Source organism: Aquimarina penaris, assembly GCF_040786285.1.
GTDB lineage: Bacteria > Bacteroidota > Bacteroidia > Flavobacteriales > Flavobacteriaceae > Aquimarina.
On the sequence record NZ_JBFMKQ010000002.1, the window covers coordinates 908,758 to 929,861 of the forward strand.

Sequence of the window (21,104 nt, forward strand, 5' to 3'; positions counted from 1 at the left end):
CGCAGTTTTGAGAAGAGACGCTCGAAAGAATAACTAAAGATATACGAAGAAGATTTATAAAGATAGATAGCAATGAAAAGAACATTTCAACCCTCGAAAAGAAAGAGAAAAAATAAACACGGTTTCAGAGAGCGTATGGCTTCTGTAAATGGTAGAAAGGTGTTAGCTCGTAGAAGAGCGAAAGGTAGAAAGAAGTTATCTGTTTCTTCAGAATTAAGACACAAGCACTAATGATATTGTGCTTTAAAAAATATGAAAGGTGTTACTTTATAGGTAACGCCTTTTTTTATATCTAATACATAAATCAGTTATTTAGTAAATTGCCAATACTTTTATTACATGCCTAAAAACGAAAAACTTAAGAGTATATTAATAATCGGATCAGGACCAATTATTATAGGTCAAGCATGTGAGTTTGACTACTCGGGTACACAAGCCTTACGATCACTTAGAGAAGACGGTATAGAAACGATATTAATCAATTCGAATCCCGCCACTATTATGACGGATCCATCGATGGCGGATCATGTATACCTTAAACCCTTAAACACAAAATCTATAATTGAAATACTTAAAGAACATCCACAGATTGATGCGGTATTACCTACTATGGGAGGGCAGACCGCGCTTAATCTTTGTATAGAAGCCGATGAAAAAGGAATATGGGGTGACTTTGATGTAGAAATTATTGGGGTGGATATTGATGCAATCAATATTACCGAAGATCGGGAACAGTTTAGAGAACTAATGCTTAAGATAGGGATACCTATGGCGCCGCAGGCAACAGCAGGATCTTATCTAAAAGGGAAAGAAATTGCTCAAGAATTTGGGTTTCCGTTGGTTATTCGAGCTTCATACACATTGGGAGGCGCTGGTGCGTCTATTGTGTATAAAGAAGAAGATTTTGATGAATTACTTACTCGCGGATTAGAGATCTCTCCAATTCACGAAGTAATGATTGATAAAGCCCTGATCGGTTGGAAAGAATATGAACTAGAGTTGTTGAGAGATAATAACAATAATGTTGTTATTATTTGTACTATAGAAAATATGGATCCTATGGGGATTCATACAGGAGATTCGATTACAGTAGCTCCTGCAATGACGCTTAGTGATAAAACTTTCCAACGTATGCGTGATATGGCTATCCATATGATGCGAAGTATCGGAGATTTTGCAGGGGGATGTAATGTGCAGTTTGCGGTAAGCCCAGATAAAAATGAAGATATCATTGCAATTGAGATCAACCCAAGGGTTTCTCGTTCTTCGGCGCTAGCATCAAAAGCAACGGGATATCCTATTGCTAAAATAGCTGCAAAGCTGGCTATAGGGTATAATCTTGACGAATTAGATAACCAGATTACTAAATCGACCTCGGCATTATTTGAACCTACATTGGATTATGTTATTGTAAAAATTCCGAGATGGAATTTTGATAAATTCGAAGGCTCAGATCGTACTCTTGGACTTCAGATGAAATCTGTTGGAGAAGTCATGGCTATTGGTAGATCTTTTCAGGAAGCATTACATAAAGCTACCCAATCTTTAGAAATAAAAAGAAACGGATTAGGTGCCGATGGTAAAGGGTACAAAAACTATGACCAAATCATAGATAAACTTACACATGCCAGCTGGGATCGTGTCTTTGTAATTTATGATGCTATCCAGATGGGTATTCCGTTAAGTAGAATACATGAGATCACAAAAATTGATATGTGGTTTTTAAAGCAGTATGAAGAACTGCATAATCTTGAAAAAGAAATTTCTACATATACCATACAATCCCTAACCAAAGATTTGATTTTAGAAGCAAAACAAAAAGGTTTTGCCGATAGACAAATTGCACATATGGTTGGATGTTATGAAAGTGAAGTCTATAATAAGAGAAGTGATCTAGGGATTAATAGAGTGTATAAATTAGTAGATACTTGTGCTGCAGAATTTAAAGCAGAGACTCCTTATTTTTATTCTACGTTTGAAGCCGAAATCGAAACGACCGCCGGGGAGACGTATATCTCTAATGAAAGTGAAGTCACCGATAAAAAGAAAATTGTTGTTCTCGGATCAGGACCTAACCGAATAGGACAAGGTATAGAGTTTGATTATTGTTGCGTTCATGGAGTATTGGCATCTGCCGAATGTGGGTACGAAACCATAATGATCAACTGTAATCCCGAGACCGTATCTACAGATTTTGATGTAGCCGATAAATTATATTTTGAACCGGTATTCTGGGAACATATTTATGATATTATTCGCCATGAAAAGCCTGAAGGAGTTATTGTTCAGCTTGGTGGACAGACGGCATTAAAACTTGCAGAAAAATTAGATCGATATGGTATCAAAATTATTGGTACTAGTTTCCAATCACTTGATTTGGCCGAAGACAGAGGCCACTTTTCTAAGTTATTACAGGAGAATAATATTCCGTATCCAGAATTTGATACGGCCGAAACTGCCGATGAAGCACTAGCGGTCGCAGATAAATTAGATTTTCCAATCCTGGTAAGACCATCGTATGTATTGGGCGGACAAGGGATGAAGATTGTAATCAATAAACAAGAGCTAGAAGAGCATGTTGTTGGTTTATTGCGTAAGATACCTAATAATAAATTATTGCTGGATCATTATCTGGACGGAGCTATAGAAGCCGAGGCAGATGCAATTTGTGATGGTAAAAATGTGTATATCATTGGTATTATGGAGCATATAGAGCCTTGCGGAATTCACTCGGGAGATTCTAATGCCACCTTACCGCCATTTAATCTTGGTGAATTTGTAATGCAGCAAATTAAAGATCATACTCATAAGATTGCTTTAGCCTTAAACACGGTCGGACTGATTAATATTCAGTTTGCAATTAAAGATGATATGGTGTATATCATCGAAGCAAACCCTAGAGCGTCGAGAACTGTACCTTTTATTGCAAAAGCCTACGGAGAACCTTACGTGAATTTTGCAACGAAGGTAATGTTAGGTGAGAAAAAGGTTACTGATTTTGATTTCAAACCTCATTTAGATGGATATGCGATCAAACAACCGGTGTTCTCATTTAATAAGTTTCCGAATGTGAACAAGAAACTAGGACCAGAGATGAAAAGTACCGGAGAAAGTATTTTATTTATTGATGATCTTAAAGACGATCAGTTTTATGACCTGTACTCGAGACGTAAAATGTATTTGAGTAAATAAGGGTGAACAACTCATAATTTTTTTATAAAAGAGCATCAATCTGATGCTCTTTTGTGCTTTTGTTAACGAGGTAACTGGTTAATTAATAGTAAATTGAAATAAAAAAGTTATGAAAAAAGTACTACTATATCTCCTGTTTTTTATTGGATCGTTCTTAGTGTATTCGAATGATAAAAACCCTAACCATGAGTTTAATGATGAATTATTCTCTTTTGAAATTAAACCTTCGATTACGTCACATTTTATAACTATTGTAACCCATGTACCTAATCAATTAATTGAAGTAAAAATAATCGATCAAGCGGGTTTAATAAGAATACAAAAACAATTGCATCTTGATAGAGAAATTGATGTATCAGGCCTTAGAGAAGGGTATTATGTAATAAAGTTGTATTCTGGTAATAACACAGCGATCAAACGATTTTATAAAGGCCAGGATGGGGTTAATAATAAATAGAAATTTATTATTCTTTATATCCATCAGCTTTCCAATCCAAAATGATATCTATAGTCTCTTGAGGTAACCTACCCGAGGGTGGCATTACATTTCTTCCTGTGGTATCCATTCTATCGGCTAAGTCATCTCTACCTTGATTGGTTAAAGCATCTATTATATCAGCATAGTTTGCCAAAGACATGGGTGCTCCTTGAGAAGGTGAACTACCATGGCACTCTAAACAATTAGTATCGATAATTGTTTTTACATCTGCAGTATAAGTAGTTATTTTATTGGGATTAGGATTAGCTACGGGATCAGGATCAGGGTTTGTAATAGGGTCTGTACTATCATCACTACTACAATTATAACTTATTGTGGCAACAAGAACCATCAATAGTAGGATACTGATATTTTTCATAATATGGGGTTTTTTATGTCTAATATACAAATTTGTATGCAGTATGCTAACGCATATAGATAGAGATGATTGTATGCAATAGAAAAAGGCTGTCTTAAAAAGTTAACTTTTCAGACAGCCTCTGTTAAAAGTAGTTTAGCTCTTCCTTTTTCTTCCTAAGGCCTCCATAAGTTGTGGTCGGTCTTCGAGAGCGATATCAGCTACGGCATAAAAATCGCGCATCCAATCATCCATTTTAGCAAATGCTGTATCTTTTTGTTTGGTAGCATCTTGTGATTCTCCTACTTCGCGTAGGTATTCTGCTCTGGACTCTTCAACTTTTAGGATTTGCGCTTTGCCAATAATAATGTCTTCAGAAGAGATTTTAACTAAAGCCAATTTTTGTAAGGTATCAGCATCCATATCGGTATAAAATTTTCGGATAACTTCTATTCTACTCGTATAGGCAAAAGGCATCGGACCATTGATCCCTAACTTTGTTAATACTTCAGGAGTTTTGCGTAGTATGGCCCTTGCTTTTTTTCTATGCCTTTTATACAAATCATCTAAAGTTTCTTTTTCTTTTTTAAATATAGCAGAAGCTTCTGTAGTCTCATCATCTTCTTGCTTATTAAAATCAAAAGCATTTCTTGTTTTGTAGAGCAGTTGCTCCCCTTCACTAATTTTGTTTTTGTCATAGCTCAATTCTGCCATCTCTATGGCAATAGCGGGTTGTTCTGTAACATTTTTTAATGCTACCCTGTATTGTTCTAATACTTCTGCTTGAGTTTTTTTTGAATTTGTCATATAATAAATTTAATGGTTAAAAAATATAATTAATTAGTATTCTTATTCTTTAAAGCCTGCTATACGTTCCTTCCGGCCGAGTAAGGGTTCCTTCCAACCGAGTAAGGGTTCCTTCCGATCGAGTAAGGGTTCCTTCCGACCGAGTAGGTGTTCCTTCCGACCGAGTAAGGGTTCCTTCCAATCGAGTAAGGGTTCCTTCCGACCGAGTAAGGGTTCCTTCCAATCGAGTAAGGGTTCCTTCCAATCGAGTAAGGGTTCCTTCCGATTGAGAATATATTTCTACCACGACTATGGATACTACTGTGCAGTATGCAATAGCATGATATGGGTTACCAATTATTTTTAATGAGAATGTTTACGAAAATGTCTTTACAACTTTAGGGTAGGGTGTAAGGTGTTATAAAAACGATGCCGAAACTACTATTTTAATTTTAGTTTACAAAAAAATAGGGTTACGGGTTTCCATAATAGTAGCAATAATTTTGATGTTTCTTGAGGCATTCAGGCTTCGACTAGTTTATGCCGAGCTTGCCGAAGTACTCCACCTTCGGATTGTTAGACCTTTGGATTATTAGAGTATTGCTACACCGATATCGCAAACAACTCATCATGTATATCAATCGTCAATCGTAACTCGTCAATCAAAAATCATCATTCATCATTCACAAATTTTAACATTTACATTTCTCCCAGTTCCGAAAAATGAAACTGGGATGTGTTAGTATTGCATCAGGAAACAGAAAAACAACAAGAAAACTATGAGGAAAACCGTAACATTTGAGAAAAAACATCACTTTTTTGTGTTATTAGTCTACGATATCTAACCCCTTAACGAAATGTTGAAAACACAGGGGGATTTTCCCCCCTTTCGATTTAAAAATTAGCATTATTTTCGCCGCTTTGTTTAAAGAAACCTCAAAATAAATCACATATATGAACCATTCAGTATTACGCTATGTATATCTATTGCTTAGCTTTCTATTCATTCAAAACACAATCGCCCAATCAGGTTTTTACGGGGGCTACGGCACTGCTATAAAGGCTGCACCTACGGCTGCCAAAGCCACTAAAGCCAGCGGTGCCAGTGTGGATCTTACCACTGGGACCGTACAACAATCCGTACCGATCTACACCATCAAACAAAACGGAGTAAGCTGGCCGGTAGGTTTGCAATACCGCTATACCGGGCTACAGGTGATGGAAGAACCTTCCCCCATTGGATTGGGTTGGGGTCTTGTGGCTACCGGTATGATCTCTAGAGAAGTTAGAGGCTTGCCCGATGATCACCCCAAGGGATATCATGGAGCAGAACGATTAAAAGATAGCATACTGGATCCCTATTATCACTTTGATCCTAATAACAGCCCGGGTACTGGGGGTAAGCAAGTGATGAAAGAACATCACGCCTATTTATTAGCCAATGGTATGGTAGATGGCGAGCCAGATTTATTTACAGTCAATGCAGGCGCCTTAAATTTTTCCTTTAAGATTGGAAACAATGGTCAACCCGTATTTTTATCCCATCATAATGTACAGGTGAACTTTGGTTGGGACCAGATTGAAGTGATCGATGCCGAAGGAGTGAACTACATCTTTGCTGCCAAAGAGATATTTGATCCCTATGAGCCTGATTTGGGTGTTATCCCTATGGCAGAAGGAGACTATTATACTTATGCTCGTAGTTGGTATCTTAGCAGTATACAACCGCCTAATACGACACAGCAAATTACCTTTGAGTACCAAAATCAAACCGACAGAAGAAAGGCTTTTGTCTCTAAAGCGTATTCCCTAAAATCAAGAGCTTCAGAGTTTTTATTTGATCAGGATTTTGAAGGAGATGATCCTAAGACAGATCCGTATATCTATCCCCATGTGCGTATGGATGTGGATGTGACCACCCCAGTACTCACCAAAATCAACTTTGCCGAAGGATCCTTAAATTTTGCCATTAAACCCGGTACTTCAGGGGCATATCAACAATATAATCGTATTACACTTACCGATTTTCATAACAATACGATTAACCAATATGATTTCTTTACCCAGCGATCTCGACGTTTGCTCACCGAGATCAAAAAGAACGATCAGTTAGAGGTTCGGTTTGACTATTACGATCAGAATGATCCCCATGACATTCCTGATTTTGAATTTGATACCGAAGAAGCCACCCTGGGTATGGATAGATGGGGGTATTATGCAGGCAGACAATTATCGTCGAGTGAAACAGATCCTGTTATAAGAGAGTATCCTTATTTTAAAGGAACCGTACAAGGAGCCTTAAAAACCATAACCGGTAAAAGCGGCGGACAAACTAAGATTGAATATGAATTGAATTCATACGCTAAAGCATATGGAGGGATTCGAGTAAAAAGCATTGAGAGTTGCGGGGGAGCTACCACAGCATGTACCCAAAAGCAATATGACTATAGTAAAGAAGAGTTAGGCTCTAGTGCCCAAATTAACTCTGTAGTTCATAACACATACAGTGCGAATTATGTAGGCCCTGCCGAACCTATTTATTATGCACAGGTGAGTGAACGAGTGGTATCTTCAGATCCCAACGAAGAGATTCATAACGGACGAACAGTGTATACCTTTGAAGATCCGGAGGTGTTTGAGAATATTGGAAATTTTAATGATTCATTGGTTCATAATCTTGCTCCTCGAGGAGAAGTTGAGGGCGATATTCGAATTAAATCGATACGTACCTATAAACATATCGATGGCAATCCACAACCCACCGAACAATTACTGACCGAGCAACGCTATGAGTATATCCCGGTACAGATGAATAGAGACGAATTCGGAAATTCCTTAGATCCTAATTATCCCTATGGGCTTAAAGTGCGTTCTAATAAAGGAGTAAAACAAGAATTGAATTTGAGGGAATTCATTCGTAGAGAATTAGAAAGGAACGGAAGCGCACTTCTTCCGTACTTACACCAGTTGATTCCTGGATTTCGTGAGGTGTATCAGGAAGGTACGCAGGTGGCCTATGAGCATTGGGCAACCCAAGCGATGAATAAAGTCGATCTGGTACAAGGGTTTTCATTTGCAAAATATATCCTGGCCGTGGGTGATCAGGATGCTGCTGCTTGGATGAAGAAATATGAAATAGAGACCTATAAAGAAACGAATATCCAACCGCTTCAAAAACGAGTGGTAAGCAGAACCTATTCGGATACAGACCCTACGCAGTATACCGAAAACATCACAGAATATCTCTATGATGCCTATCACCAAATGATCGGGCAGACGCAAACCAACTCTAAAGGGGAGATACAGAAATCGAACTATTACTACCCGTATCACCCAGATATTAATGATACTCAGTTGGTAGGGGCACATCGTATGGCCTCGCCGGTAAAGACCGAAACTTTTATCGGGCCTAAAAAACAAGCCACAGCCGTAGTGAATTTTAATACGACTACTAATGGCTATTACTTACCTTCTGTGATACAAGGGGCCAAAGAAGGCGCTCCGATGCAAGATCAAACGATCTATCACAAGTACGATGCCAAAGGAAATGCTCTGGAAGTCTCCCAAGGTAAAGGCCCTCATACAGTCTATATCTGGGGATATAACGATCTATACCCGATCGCTAAGATCGGTAATGCAACTTATAATCAAGTAGCTGGTTTTGTTGACGATCTTAAAGCCAAATCAAATGCTGATACCGATCGTACTTTAGAGTATACCGGTACCGAAGGTGCCTTGCGACAAGCCTTGGATGCCTTGCGGGATGCCTTGCCTAATGCCATTGTAACCACCTATACCTATGATCCGCTTATTGGGCTTACCAGTACGACCGATCCACGAGGATATACTATCTATTATGAGTATGATGGGTTGTATCGTTTACTACATACCCGAGATGCCGAACATAATATCATTAATAAATACTACTATAACGATAGTGGGATACAATACGATCCTATAGTGGCCAGTATTGCTTCAGAGAAGAACTGGATGGATACCCATACCTCCTTACAGATTCGATCTACTGTTAGTGGAGGATCAGAGCGCTATTCGTATCAATGGGAGGTCACTAAACCTGGTAGTGCCACCCAGTATTTTACGACCAAAGACATTAGCCTGCAAGCAGGAGGTGTTGAGGGTATGGCTACGATAAAGCTTACGATCACCGATACCATTACGGGTAAAACCAAGAAGGTGAACAAGTCGATTAGTATTTATCCCCCGCTTTCGGGATCGGCTGGTCAAATCATAAGACCTGCAAATCATGCTATAAACACTACGGCTTCGTTTAATGTAACTCCAAACGGGGGATCAGGGAGCTATACCTATAGCTGGACTATTAGCGGGCGTGCCGGTAGCTATACCAGCAGCCAAAAATCGTTCGGGCTTTATATGAACTACAATTATTATGGCAATGTCAATGTACAATGTGTGGTACGCGATACCAAGACCGGAGACGCTAAAACACTAACAACAACCATGAACGTATACGATGGCCTATGGTCAGCTTCTATAGCCACGATACGCCATAGTTCGCCTACAGGGACTAAAAAATTAGAACTATTGGCCAAAGCAGCAGCAGGCTCTGGTAGCTATAGCTACAAATGGTATGTCAACGGAAGCTATAAAGGAAGCTCATCTAGTTTAGATATTACCCTAAGATGTAGCGGTCCAAGATCAGAAACCGTACAATGTATTATCACCGATAATATAACAGGTAAGACACCATCTACGACCCGAACCTTTAGTATAGGAGACTCAGAATGTACCAGCTCTGGCGGTGGTGGTGGCGACGGTGGCGGAATCGGGATTTCACAACCTGATAACAACCAATAACCTAAGCCTACAAAGAGATGAAACAAAGACATATAAAATACAGTTTGATGAATACCATAATCAAAAACACACTATATATCATAGGACTACTGCTTACCATAAGCACGACCTATGCCCAGGGGTTAGCCCCGTCTGAAGATCAAAACTATGTCATGGCGGTACAGGCGCAAGCGCCTTTTACTACGGCCAATGCCTTAGAGACGGCACCCGAAGATCAAAAAGTCCAAACCATCACCTATTATGATGGATTGGGTAGACCCATACAGCAAAATGTCATCAATGCCTCGACAGGCAATAAAGATATCATTTCTCATATCGAGTATGACGGCTTGGGTAGACAAACCAAGCAATATCTGCCTTTTGAAGCCACAGGCGTACCTGGGAGTTACAGAGAAGTCAATATCCACCAGGATATCAACGCCTATTACAAAAACAAGTATCCCGATGATTTTGCAGGAGTGCCGGTAGAAGAGGTGAACGCTTATAGCGAGACTGTTTTAGAAGCCTCGCCTTTGAATCGGGTAGAAGAACAAGCGGCCCCGGGAGCAACCTGGAAGTATACGCGTCATAAAGATCCTATATATGCCAGTTTTCCAACCGACATGAGCTATGTGAAGAACTGGACGGCATCCGACGTTTTAGATCCCTATGCACCCGCATATACGTCTATTGATTTGGATAATGCCGTTGCCATAACGATTAACAATGCAGAACTTAAACTGCGTATATGGGCAAAGCCAGAATTGGGCATCGAGGTATTGTCTACAGGAGAACTTCGAAAAATCGATGTCTATCCCGAAATCGAAGACCTGGATTTAGGACGTTTAACCGATGTAAACGATACTCCCATAGATTATACCGCGAGTATTAAAGATAACTATTTGGTCATTACTCCACTAGGCGATACCCCAAGACCTTTGACTAATGGAATAAAATTACAAAGTACTCGTGATCTTAGTCATATCCAATATATCAAAGAGTATAACGAATATGTAACGAACGAGCATACCGTAAAGTCTGAATACGGTTTTAACAAAGCCGCTGAAGTACTGCGTTTTGATGTAGTGATAACGGGGGGTGTTCCTACACTAGTACCCAATGGGAGCTATGCGGCAGGACAGCTAAGCAAAAGCATCGTTAAAAACGAAAACTGGACCGCTGCCGATGGCAAGAACAAAACCGCTGAGAGCTTTACCGATAAAAATGGTCGCGTTATTCTAACCAGAAGTTACAATAGTTCCTCACCCTCTTCAGGGGGAGGTGCCGCAGGCGGAGGGGGTATAGACACCTACAATGTCTACGACGATTACGGTAATCTTACTTTTGTGATTCCAACGAAGGTAACTACTACCGATGGGATCTCTGCCGAAGAGCTTAGCGAACTCATTTACCAATACCGATACGATGAGCGCAACCGTTTGATCGAAAAGAAAGATCCAGGCAAAGGGCGGGAGTATATCGTATATAACGAACTCGACCAACCCGTATTGACCCAAGATGAGATCATGAATGCAAAGGGCCAATGGCTCTTTACTAAATATGATGGCTTGGGTAGAGGTGTCTATACCGGGATGTATACCGATACTCGGGATCGACCGGCACTACAACAAGAGGTTAATACGCTTACCACCCTCTGGGAGGGGCGAGGCGCCCCCACCAATATAGCGGGAACTATAGTGTACTATACGAATACAGCATTCCCAACGGCTAATATCGAGCTGCATAGTATTAGTTATTATGATGATTATACCTTTGATATCCCTGCTGAGCTTGCGAATCCGGGCACCGTATATGGCGAGCCGATAACCAACCGTACTAAAACCTTACCTACGGGGGGTAAAATACGAGTGTTAGGCACCAGCGATTGGACCACTACGGTATCCTATTATGATAAAAAAGCACGGCCTGTTTACGCAGCCAGCAAAAATGAGTATCTTAGTACTCTAGATATTGCAAAAACTCAATTAGACTTTGCAGGCAAAGTGATCCAAAGTACCACCACCCATACCAAAGGCAGCAATGCACCGATTGTAACCATCGATAGGTTTACCTATGATCATGTGGGTAGAGTGCTTACGCAAACGCAACAAATCAATGATCAGCCTGTAGAAGTAATTGCCAGTAACGAGTATGACAATCTTGGGCAATTGGTGGCCAAAAATGTTGGAGGTGGCCTGCAGCATGTAGATTATACATTTAATGTAAGAGGTTGGTTAAAAGGGATCAATGATGTCAATACTATGGGGAATGATTTATTCTCTTATAAAATCCATTATAATGATATAGCTTCTGCATATAATGATAAAGCATTGTATAATGGAAACATTAGTCAAATCTACTGGCGAACAGCCAATCTGGATAATACTATAAAAGCCTATACATACACCTATGATGCCTTAGATAGAATTACAAAAGCTGAAAGTGGTAGTGGTAAATATGATCTTACAAATATTACCTACGATAACATGGGTAACATACAATCGCTACACAGAAAAGGACATACAGACGCTAATGCCACAACTTTTGGAGAGATGGATAAGCTGTCCTATACCTATGAGGCTACAGGGCATAAATTACTAAGTGTAACCGATACTGGCAATACCACTTTTGGATTTAAAGATGGCAATACCGTAGGTAATGATTATGAGTATGATGCCAATGGAAGCATTACTGTAGATAAAAACAAAGGCATCACCAGTATTGAGTATAACCATCTGGATTTACCGGTGAAGATCACTTTTGAAAATGATGCTGAAAAAACCATCGAATATGTCTACGATGCCGGAGGAAGCAAACTAAAAAAGATCCTTAATGATGGCGGTACGATTACGACCACCGAATACGCAGCAGCCCAATATAAAAATGGGGATCTAGAGTTTATGCCTCACGCAGAAGGCTATATTGAATTCAACAATAGTTCCTCCCCTTCTTCAGGGGGAGGTGCCGTAGGCGGAGGGGGTACTCCAACCTATGTATACCAATATGCAGACCATTTAGGAAACATTAGATTATCATATTCTGATAAAAACAACGATGGCAACATTACCCAAGAGGAGATCGTTGAAGAAAACAACTATTACCCCTTTGGGCTGCAACAAAAAAGACCGAACATCCCTATAAATGGGAGATCCCATCAATATAAATACAACAACACCGAACTTGAAGAAGGATTAGGCCTTAACTGGTATGAAATGCCGCTTAGATCCTTTGATCCAACTATTGCTCGTTGGAACAGAGTTGATCCAATCACTCATCATACGCTATCTACCTATAATACATTCGGGAATAATCCTGTATACTATAATGATCCAAGTGGTGGAAGTCATCATACCATTAGAGAAGGAAGAATGGTTGATAATAATGAATATCGTCTAGATAGTCATGCGAGTAGTAGCTATGGTTTTAGTAGTTATACAGCACGTAATTCTGGTATTAGAGGTACTGCTGACACCAATATTACAGTAACGAGTTATGGCACCGACCTAGCGGCGGCAGTAAGATCTTTTGGGTTAAATTATAAAAAAGAGAACTGGGTGCTTACTTTTGAAGATACAAATCAGAAATTTGCAGAAGAATGGGGTAATACAGGTTGTTGTGGAATTTTCCCAACCCCTCTTTTTGGTTTAAGAATAGCTTTTTTTAAGTCTTTTTTTCCAGATGATGGAGCAGCAAATAATTTAATTGATCATTATATAAAAGGAAAAGGAGAAGAATACACATTAAATCAAAAACAAATGTTGGAAATTTACCCGAACACAGTTGATTTGAGCCTTAATACATTGGATATGTTAAGTGTTGGTGATTTATCTCCGGGAGAGAGCAAGAATTTTACGGATTCTGTTGAAGTATATGCAGGTTCTCCAGGTACCTTAGGGAATTTTAGCATTACAAGAACTGGTACAATTACACTAAATGCGGAAACTGGAAAAAGAGAATTTAATGGAAGTTTTATTTTTAATGATATATATGATTTTAACCCTGCAGATAGACCGTGGGATGCAGAATTACAAGTAACTCTGGCAAGAAATTTTTTACCTGGAAGGCCATTTGATATATATGGAAGACTATCAGTTCATCAAATTCAAGGACAGATCATTAAAACAAAAGTTAATGGATACAGGGTATCACCTTTATTTTATAAAAAACCAGGAAACACACAAGAAAGAAAAGATGCTTCAAAATTTTAAATTTATGAGAAATAGTAGATTTTATATTTTAATATCACTCCTATTTATTTTAAACACAAGTTGCTCAAGAAAAATTGATATAAATGAGTATTCAGAGTTATTACAGATAAATTTTCCAAGGGATATAAATTTGGTGCATTATAAAGCCAAAAGTGATTTTCAAGACTATAGCATTCATTCTATTTATACGCTTTCGTTTAATCAAAAAAATGCTTTACTAGAAGAAATAGTAAAAAACTTATGCGATGCTAATGAAGAAAAAAATAAAAGTAGCTCATGTTGGCAAAGATGTGGTGATTTCTTTACATACGAATACAATAATGCTGATAAAGGCATTACCATAAAAGTAATTTTTATCGCGAAAAATAATGAGAGATTATTAAATATTTATGAAGTAAAAATTTAACCTGCTCTACGAAGTTTGCTCTGCGACAGTTTTTAACCCCGCTGGGTCATAGTATATGCTAGTGCTCGTTTGTAACGAGTACCAGTTATGAGTAAGCAAATAGAACCACAACATTGTAAAAGATGTTGTGGTTTAAATAAGTTCATTGAAATAGAATAAAGTATAGTTTACCAACAAAACCATCGAATATATCTACGATGCCGGAGGAAGCAAACTAAAAAAGATCCTTAATGATGGCGGTACGATTACGACCACCGAATACGCAGCAGCACAATATAAAAACGGGGAACTAGAGTTTATGGGGCAACCCGAAGGATATATAGAACCTGTCATTGCGAGCGGTAGCACGGCAATCTCATCATTTAACTATGTCTACCAATATGCCGACCATTTAGGTAACATTAGATTATCATATTCTGATAAAAACAATGATGGTAATATCACCCAAGAGGAGATCATAGAAGAGAATAATTACTACCCCTTTGGGCTGCAACAAAAAAGACCCAACATCCCAGTGAATGGGAGATCGCATGCATATCGCTATAACAATACCGAGTTAGAAGAAGGATTAGGTTTACACTGGTATGAAATGCCACTTAGATCTTTTGATCCTACCATTGCTCGTTGGAACAGACAAGATCCCGTAGTACATCATGGATTATCAACCTATAATGCCTTTGATAACAATCCTATTTATTATGCTGATCCTAGCGGGGGGAATAGTGAAGCAGAAAGTCCCTGGAATCGTGATAATAGAGAAAACACCCTAGATAGTGGTGGACGTGGTAGTTTTGGGTTCAGTAGTGTTGTAGGGAGTACCGGTGGAGCTCGTTACAATAGTTATACAGGGCAGTACGAAGATCGATTAGGTAGAGCAGTGTCTTTTGGTGATGCTTTAGCTTCAAGAGGAATCTCAATTGATACTAATAAAGATAGAGGATTATCTGGTGTAGCAATGCTTCAGAATGCTTTAAATACTTTAGGAGATGGTTATACCGTTAGTGCTTGTTGCGACAAGAATCCTTATGATTTTCCAGATTTTGGTGGAGAAACAGCAGTTTTGGATGAAATTATCGTCAAAGCAGTAAATAAGAAAAAATTTCCTTCGGCTTTCGAATGGAATGGAAATCCTCGTTTAGATTACGCTTTAGCAGTAGCATATCGAGATAAATGGAATAATCACTTTAAAGGATTTGCACTTAACTATAATGCAGGTTGGGAAAGTTGGCAACCTGGTGATTTAGGTTATGATGTAATGCAATTTACCTCGTATTCTATTGGAGGTACATTAGGAGGTGTTGCTGGAGGTTCTATTATTGGAAGTTACGTTACATATGGAGGTGTTGGAAGTGCAGTATCTAATGGTTATGCTTCTTATCAAGCTTATAGTACTTATGCGTATACTTATGTTAATGCTTATGGTAATCCTTTTATCAGATCGTTTATGGCTTCTGCAGGTTCTTTTTATTTTAGTAATACACCAAAATCTGTTAGAAGATTACTTTTTAACAAACATGTCTATAGAACATTAATGAATCCACAAAGGTTTAAGGATATTGATTTGTCAAAGCATTTGTTTTTTAAAGGACCTAAGGTATTTAACAAATTAATTCGAGGTGGAGCTGGGACATTTGAATAAATTAGTTAGACATGAATGAAGAAATTTTAATAGCCCAAAAAAATAAGCTTATAAAGCTTATAAAAGAATTTAATAATACTAAATCAATAAAAAAGAGAATTCATTTTTATTCATTGCTTAATATTACCGATATGTTAACGGATAAGCAAAATAAAAAACGACCAGAAGAGCTACGTAAGCAGATTTATGATTATTATCAGTTAATCTTTAATAAAAACTTACAATTTGACAAGTTTGAAAGTTTAGAAAATTATACAAAATATATATTTCCCTCTGGGGAATATATGATTTATAATTATAAATTTATTTCCATGTATGCACTACATAGATTTATCTTATTAGGTGTAATTTTAGACTTAATTCTTGTAGCATGGAATAATTTTTGGTTACTTGGGTATCCAATACCAGTATTTACTTTTGTTTTAGTTTGTTTTGGGCTATATCGAAGATATCGAGCAAAGAAGAAAAAGAAATATTTTGCTCATAAATATTAATTTGAATCCCCCCTTTGCTGCCGCTAGAGTGCTACCGCTAGTCTCAGGACTAGTGGCGATGATGAGTAAGCGATACGGGTAAGAAAATAAAAGAAATAGCCAGTTACATTTTGTGTGTAGCTGGTTTTTTTACGCAATAGATTTAAGTTTTACATTTTTGATTAGGGCATCAAGAGTATATAGGATATGTTCTTTGTCCTGTTCGTTCATTTGCTGTACTTCGATGACACGTTTTAGAAGTTGATGATCTACTTCTACAACTACTTTACCAATTAAGAAATCCAAAGACACTTCCCCCAGCTAGCGCTCGTCTGTGACGGGTGCCCCCGCTGGGTCATAGTATGCGCTAGTGCCAGTTTGTAACTGGTACCGAGCATGAGTAATCCCCGCTACCGCTAGTCTGTGACTAGTGGCGTATCTGAGTAAGCAAGAAAAGTAACAAACCAGTTTCATTTTTTGAAACTGGTTTGTTGTATTTTTGAGGTGTGTGGTAGGGTTGCGTGGCACACTAGTTACAAACTAGCGGCAGCGGGGGAATATGACGATTATATAAATTTTAACTAATACTGATATGAAATCTAAATTAAAAAATATCGTTCATCATTTGAAAATTAGAAGAGGAATGTACTTGCCCAATAGTGACTCATTTTTATCTTTAACATCTTTTTTGATAGGTTTTGGTCTTGGGGCTAAAGAACAAAACAAAAATGTTTTTGATGATTTTCATAATTGGCTTCAAGTAAAAGAAGGGAAACATTTTAGTTTACATTGGTCTAACTATATTCTAAAAGAATTATGTGATGGAGATGAGGAAAAAGCGAGTAAATTGGTTCTAGAGTTAATCGAAGACTTCACAAAAGACACCTCCGATGAGTCATAGTATTTGCTATTGCTAGTTTGCAACTAGTAGCGGTAATGAGTAAGTAAATAAAAAGCAATAACCAGTTACAGTGGTGTAGTTGGTTTTTATAAAATTAAAGTTATGATGAGATTAATATGTATTACTTTTTTATATACATCTATAGTATTTGGTCAGAAAGACCTAATCGTTAATGCTAATATTATTCAATGGGAAGAAGGAGTATTTTTAACACCAAATGATTTTAAAGTGGTTAAAGAAATTAATGAGTTTAAAGTTAAAAATGCATTAACCACGTATAGAATAGAAATCTTACCCAAAGAAGTAGTAGTGGATGAAAAAAATCATATTGTAAATTATTTAAAAATGAACCTAGCTACTTACTTTTATAAAGATAAGTCATGGTTAGGTAATAAGAAAGATCCTAAGCATTTAGCTCATGAGCAACTACATTTTGATATTGCAGAATTGTTTGCTAGAAAAATGCGTAAAGCCTTTGAGGAACTTAAAAATAAAAGAATTAAGAATTTTGATACATATCAAGAAGTATACAATACATACTGGAAAGATTGTAAAACATATCAAAATACATATGACCGCGAAACTTTTAATGGATCTATGCCTATACCAAGCAATAACTGGTTATTAAAAATAGATAAAGAACTATATGAACTGGAGGGTTATACTTATGAGAAAGTAAAAAGTCGTTGGAGGGAGAAAATTAAGAAATCTTAACCCCCTAAATGGCTCATAGTATGTGCTAGTGTTCGTTTGTACAGAGCATTGGGCATGCGTAAGAAAGAACTAGCCCTAACATTGTAAAAGGTGTTGTGGTTATTATTAAGAAAAATAAAAAAGTGAGAAAGAATTGCATACTCTTATTTCTTTTACTGTCGACTATGGTTTATGGTCAAGAAGACATTCAAGAAGTACTCAAACAAGACATTTGTGAGTGTTTTGGAGAAAAAACTAAACGATCTTTGAGCTCTAATAACGCTTATGTATTTAAATTATGTCTATTAACTAAAATTAAAGACTACTCTGAAGAATTTCAAACGATCCTTAAAGAAGAACGTTTTATTGAAATAAGTGAGCATAAGGGTCAAAACTATGATATTAACTTAAAAAATTTAGGTTTATTTATTGCCGGACATTTAGAGTATTTTATCCAAGACTGTGATATTTACTACTTATATTCTTCTGCATCACGTATTCAAGAACTAACCATAAGAGCAGGAACTTATAGATTTGAAAAGGCAATGCTCTCAAGGAAATTGAAAAAACCTGAAAAAGACCCAAAGCTTTTTTACGAAAGAGGGATGACATATTTGGCTATAGGTGAATATGAAAAAGCAAAACAAGATTTTTATAAATGCCTTAATATAGACCCTGGCAATGAGAAAGCGATCTATAGTTTGGGTTGGGCTTGTGAGCTAAACGAAGAATTTGGTGTAGCAATAGGCTGGTATAAAGAACTAACCAAAAAAGGAAATCGTTATGATGCCGCTAAGGCATTAGAGATTACCAAACGAAAAGTAAAAGATAAAGAAGCTTTTGAGTCGCTTAAAACATTAAACCAGCTTATAGCTATAAAAAGTGCTTCAATATCTAAAGAAAAAAAATCAATACCCGAAGGAAATTCTGTTCCGGTAATGCAGGGGTGTGAAGAATTAACTGATCAAAATGAAATCAAAAAATGTATGAGTGAGTTGGTAAAAAACATGTAAACCAAAACTTTGATGGCGATATGGTTATGAATAATTCTAGTCTGAAGAATGGAAAACATACAATACATGCTGCTTTTAAGATTTCTAAAGAAGGAAAGATTACTGATATCAAAGTCCTTTTTAATGATCCGTTTGCAATTTTTGAAACCAAAAGAGTTTTGAACTCGCTACCACCAATACTAAAACCAGGAATGAACGCCGAAGGAGAACCTGTAAGTGTATATTATTCTTTACCAATAAATTTTATAATTTCTTATGAGTAATTATAATATATTTTATACCCCTCTGATTTACATGGTAAAACCAAATAGAAAGTAAATTAATGATGATGAAATGAAAGAAGTCAAATATATTATAATTGGATTTTTGATTACATTGATTGCCTTATCCGGACTTTATAAATTACTCAATGGCTATCTTTATAAAGAGATGGAATTAGACGATGGCACAAAGGTTTCAGTAGGCCGAACACCAGATTTAGTTGATACATTTCTTTTTTTCTTTTTGGTAGCTTTAGGAACTATAGGAATTCTTTTTTTTCTATATTCTTTAATTAAATTTATTAAAAAATTAACTCGATAGCAAGGTCCATAGTATATACCCAATCGCTCAGATATGATAGCGCGGATTTACAATCCGTGCCAAATATGAGTAAGAGTTAACAGTTATGTTCAGACTATTAATGACAGTCATATTCTACGGATTATGTTTTTAGTTCTGCAAGAAATTATGCAGATTTGACTAATGAACTACAAGTTATAGTTTTGAATGTATTTTAAATTTTTTGTTGGTACGGATTACAAATCCGCGCGATCTGTTAATTTTAATATGTTTTAAAACCCTTTACTAGAAAACTCCTCTATTGTAATACTAATCACCCAAATGTTAAGCATATTTAATATGTTAAACATATTTAATACTATCTTTGTTATGAATGTAAAAATGAATGTAATGGATTTACAGACGGATATCGAGTGGATATTAAATGAGTTGAAAGATGTAAAAGATCCAATACTTATTGAAGCCTTTAAAAACATGTTGCAATACAGACGAAAGGTAAGTGAATCGTCAGAAATATTAAGTGACCATAAAAAAATCTTAGATCAACGATTAGCAGATCACAAAGCAAATCCTAAAAGTGGAAGAAGCTGGAAAGAAGTAAAATCTGATCTAAAGACAAAGCATGGGCTATAAATTAATTATTAAACCAGGAGCAGAACTGGATATTGCAGATGCTCTTGATTGGTACATTGAAAATACAGAGTTATCCCCAGACTTGTTTAGTGAAATAGATGAAGTTCTTACCAGAATAGAAACTGATCCTGATAACTTTCAGAAACGATATAAAGAGATTAGAATTGTATTTACAGATCGCTTTCGTTATGGAGTTCATTATACAGTAGAAGCTAAAACAGTTTATGTTCATGCTATTTTACATACCAGTAGAAAACCTAAGGGTTAAAGCTTCTCTCTCATTAGATCATGGTATGCACTAGTGTTGGTTTGTAACTAATACAGGGCATGAGTGTCTCGTCCTAAAAAAGTCTACAGCTTTTATAAGCTAACCTTCACATTATATTCTTTAAGAATTTCGAGATGAGATTCTAATTCGAACTCAGAGGCTTTAAAACGATCCCGTCTGGCTTTGGCATCGTCTTTTCTAATAATACTTCGCACAAAGCGACGTATGGCAGTTTTATTGGATAGAACCAAACCAGGGATAGCTACACTTTGACCTTTATTGTTTTTGGCAACCATTGTAAAATAGCTAGAGTTGCAGTGTTTTATTTTGCCGGTTTGTATGTTTTCGGATTCTACACGTACACCAACTACCATCGAAGTAGTCCCTACATGATTTACCGATGCTTTCATGGTCACCAGTTCACCTACTTCTATTGGTTTTAAGAAATCTACCTTATCTACACTGGCAGTTACACAGTAGGTTTCAGAATGTTTAGAGGCACATGCAAAAGCGATTTGATCCATCAGGGATAAGATATAACCACCATGAATTTTTCCACTAAAATTAGAATGGGAGGGAAGCATCAATTCTGAGATCACTACCCTGGATTCTGTATTAGTTTTGTGTTTTTTCATTCTATCGGTTTTTGGTTTTGGTTAATAGTCTTTTACATTCACTCA

At 37.1% G+C, this 21,104-nt stretch carries 20 protein-coding genes; 15 read left to right on the forward strand and 5 right to left on the reverse strand.

Features of this window, described 5'->3' with window-relative positions; translation table 11 throughout:
- The first annotated feature begins 72 nt into the window (after positions 1-72).
- The 3 genes from rpmH (at position 73) to ABW637_RS13475 (ending at position 3,649) form a co-directional block, all read left to right on the forward strand.
- The gene (gene rpmH / locus ABW637_RS13465; RefSeq protein ID WP_073314535.1) at positions 73-231 is read left to right on the forward strand and encodes a 50S ribosomal protein L34; all 159 of its coding nucleotides are present in this window, start codon (positions 73-75) and stop codon (positions 229-231) included.
- Positions 232-339: 108 nt separating this feature from the next.
- The gene (gene carB / locus ABW637_RS13470; protein WP_367585220.1) at positions 340-3,192 is read left to right on the forward strand and encodes a carbamoyl-phosphate synthase large subunit; all 2,853 of its coding nucleotides are present in this window, start codon (positions 340-342) and stop codon (positions 3,190-3,192) included.
- 109 nt (positions 3,193-3,301) lie between these two features.
- Positions 3,302-3,649, forward strand: a complete 348-nt coding sequence (locus tag ABW637_RS13475) for a T9SS type A sorting domain-containing protein (RefSeq protein ID WP_367585221.1) — start codon at positions 3,302-3,304, stop codon at positions 3,647-3,649.
- Between the two features lie 7 nt (positions 3,650-3,656).
- Here ABW637_RS13475 and ABW637_RS13480 read toward each other — a convergent pair whose 3' ends face one another.
- From ABW637_RS13480 to ABW637_RS13490, 3 genes are all read right to left on the reverse strand, one after another.
- On the reverse strand, positions 3,657-4,049 hold the full coding sequence (locus ABW637_RS13480) for a c-type cytochrome (RefSeq protein WP_367585222.1): 393 nt from the start codon (positions 4,047-4,049) through the stop codon (positions 3,657-3,659).
- 135 nt (positions 4,050-4,184) lie between these two features.
- Positions 4,185-4,835, reverse strand: coding sequence for a PQLLE family protein (locus tag ABW637_RS13485; RefSeq protein ID WP_367585223.1), 651 nt, complete (start codon positions 4,833-4,835; stop codon positions 4,185-4,187).
- A 49-nt stretch (positions 4,836-4,884) separates the two neighbouring features.
- The gene (locus ABW637_RS13490; protein WP_367585224.1) at positions 4,885-5,121 is read right to left on the reverse strand and encodes a hypothetical protein; all 237 of its coding nucleotides are present in this window, start codon (positions 5,119-5,121) and stop codon (positions 4,885-4,887) included.
- A gap of 647 nt (positions 5,122-5,768) precedes the next feature.
- Between ABW637_RS13490 and ABW637_RS13495 the strand changes: the two genes are divergently transcribed.
- The 5 genes from ABW637_RS13495 (at position 5,769) to ABW637_RS13515 (ending at position 16,376) form a co-directional block, all read left to right on the forward strand.
- Positions 5,769-9,650, forward strand: a complete 3,882-nt coding sequence (locus ABW637_RS13495; protein WP_367585225.1) for a hypothetical protein — start codon at positions 5,769-5,771, stop codon at positions 9,648-9,650.
- 47 nt (positions 9,651-9,697) lie between these two features.
- Positions 9,698-13,837, forward strand: a complete 4,140-nt coding sequence (locus ABW637_RS13500; RefSeq protein ID WP_367585226.1) for a DUF6443 domain-containing protein — start codon at positions 9,698-9,700, stop codon at positions 13,835-13,837.
- Between the two features lie 4 nt (positions 13,838-13,841).
- Positions 13,842-14,243 (forward strand): hypothetical protein, encoded by a 402-nt coding sequence (locus ABW637_RS13505; protein WP_367585227.1) that lies wholly within the window; start codon positions 13,842-13,844, stop codon positions 14,241-14,243.
- A gap of 298 nt (positions 14,244-14,541) precedes the next feature.
- Positions 14,542-15,882 carry an RHS repeat-associated core domain-containing protein gene (locus tag ABW637_RS13510; protein WP_367585228.1) on the forward strand — a complete coding sequence of 447 codons (1,341 nt, stop codon included), beginning with the start codon at positions 14,542-14,544 and terminating at the stop codon, positions 15,880-15,882.
- A gap of 11 nt (positions 15,883-15,893) precedes the next feature.
- On the forward strand, positions 15,894-16,376 hold the full coding sequence (locus ABW637_RS13515) for a hypothetical protein (RefSeq protein ID WP_367585229.1): 483 nt from the start codon (positions 15,894-15,896) through the stop codon (positions 16,374-16,376).
- 129 nt (positions 16,377-16,505) lie between these two features.
- Here the strand turns inward: ABW637_RS13515 and ABW637_RS13520 are convergent, their stop codons facing one another.
- Positions 16,506-16,667, reverse strand: a complete 162-nt coding sequence (locus ABW637_RS13520; RefSeq protein WP_367585230.1) for a hypothetical protein — start codon at positions 16,665-16,667, stop codon at positions 16,506-16,508.
- 280 nt (positions 16,668-16,947) lie between these two features.
- On the opposite strand from ABW637_RS13520, the gene ABW637_RS13525 reads away from it, so the two are divergent.
- The 7 genes from ABW637_RS13525 to ABW637_RS13555 all read left to right on the forward strand — a co-directional run bounded on the left by ABW637_RS13525 (position 16,948) and on the right by ABW637_RS13555 (position 20,424).
- Positions 16,948-17,256, forward strand: coding sequence for a hypothetical protein (locus tag ABW637_RS13525; RefSeq protein WP_367585231.1), 309 nt, complete (start codon positions 16,948-16,950; stop codon positions 17,254-17,256).
- Between the two features lie 102 nt (positions 17,257-17,358).
- Entirely contained in the window at positions 17,359-17,970 is a 612-nt protein-coding gene (locus ABW637_RS13530; RefSeq protein ID WP_367585232.1) for a DUF922 domain-containing protein, read from the forward strand.
- Positions 17,971-18,092: 122 nt separating this feature from the next.
- On the forward strand, positions 18,093-18,962 hold the full coding sequence (locus ABW637_RS13535; protein ID WP_367585233.1) for a tetratricopeptide repeat protein: 870 nt from the start codon (positions 18,093-18,095) through the stop codon (positions 18,960-18,962).
- A gap of 20 nt (positions 18,963-18,982) precedes the next feature.
- A complete protein-coding gene (locus tag ABW637_RS13540; protein WP_367585234.1) occupies positions 18,983-19,225 on the forward strand; it encodes an energy transducer TonB in 243 nt (80 codons plus the stop codon).
- 70 nt (positions 19,226-19,295) lie between these two features.
- The gene (locus tag ABW637_RS13545) at positions 19,296-19,544 is read left to right on the forward strand and encodes a hypothetical protein (protein WP_367585235.1); all 249 of its coding nucleotides are present in this window, start codon (positions 19,296-19,298) and stop codon (positions 19,542-19,544) included.
- Between the two features lie 369 nt (positions 19,545-19,913).
- Entirely contained in the window at positions 19,914-20,156 is a 243-nt protein-coding gene (locus ABW637_RS13550; protein WP_367585236.1) for an addiction module protein, read from the forward strand.
- On the forward strand, positions 20,146-20,424 hold the full coding sequence (locus tag ABW637_RS13555) for a type II toxin-antitoxin system RelE/ParE family toxin (protein ID WP_367585237.1): 279 nt from the start codon (positions 20,146-20,148) through the stop codon (positions 20,422-20,424). The genes ABW637_RS13550 and ABW637_RS13555 overlap by 11 nt, the downstream gene beginning before the upstream one ends.
- Positions 20,425-20,516: 92 nt before the next feature.
- On the opposite strand, the gene ABW637_RS13560 is transcribed toward ABW637_RS13555, so the two are convergent.
- Positions 20,517-21,059 carry an acyl-CoA thioesterase gene (locus ABW637_RS13560; protein ID WP_367585238.1) on the reverse strand — a complete coding sequence of 181 codons (543 nt, stop codon included), beginning with the start codon at positions 21,057-21,059 and terminating at the stop codon, positions 20,517-20,519.
- Between the last annotated feature and the right edge of the window lie 45 nt (positions 21,060-21,104).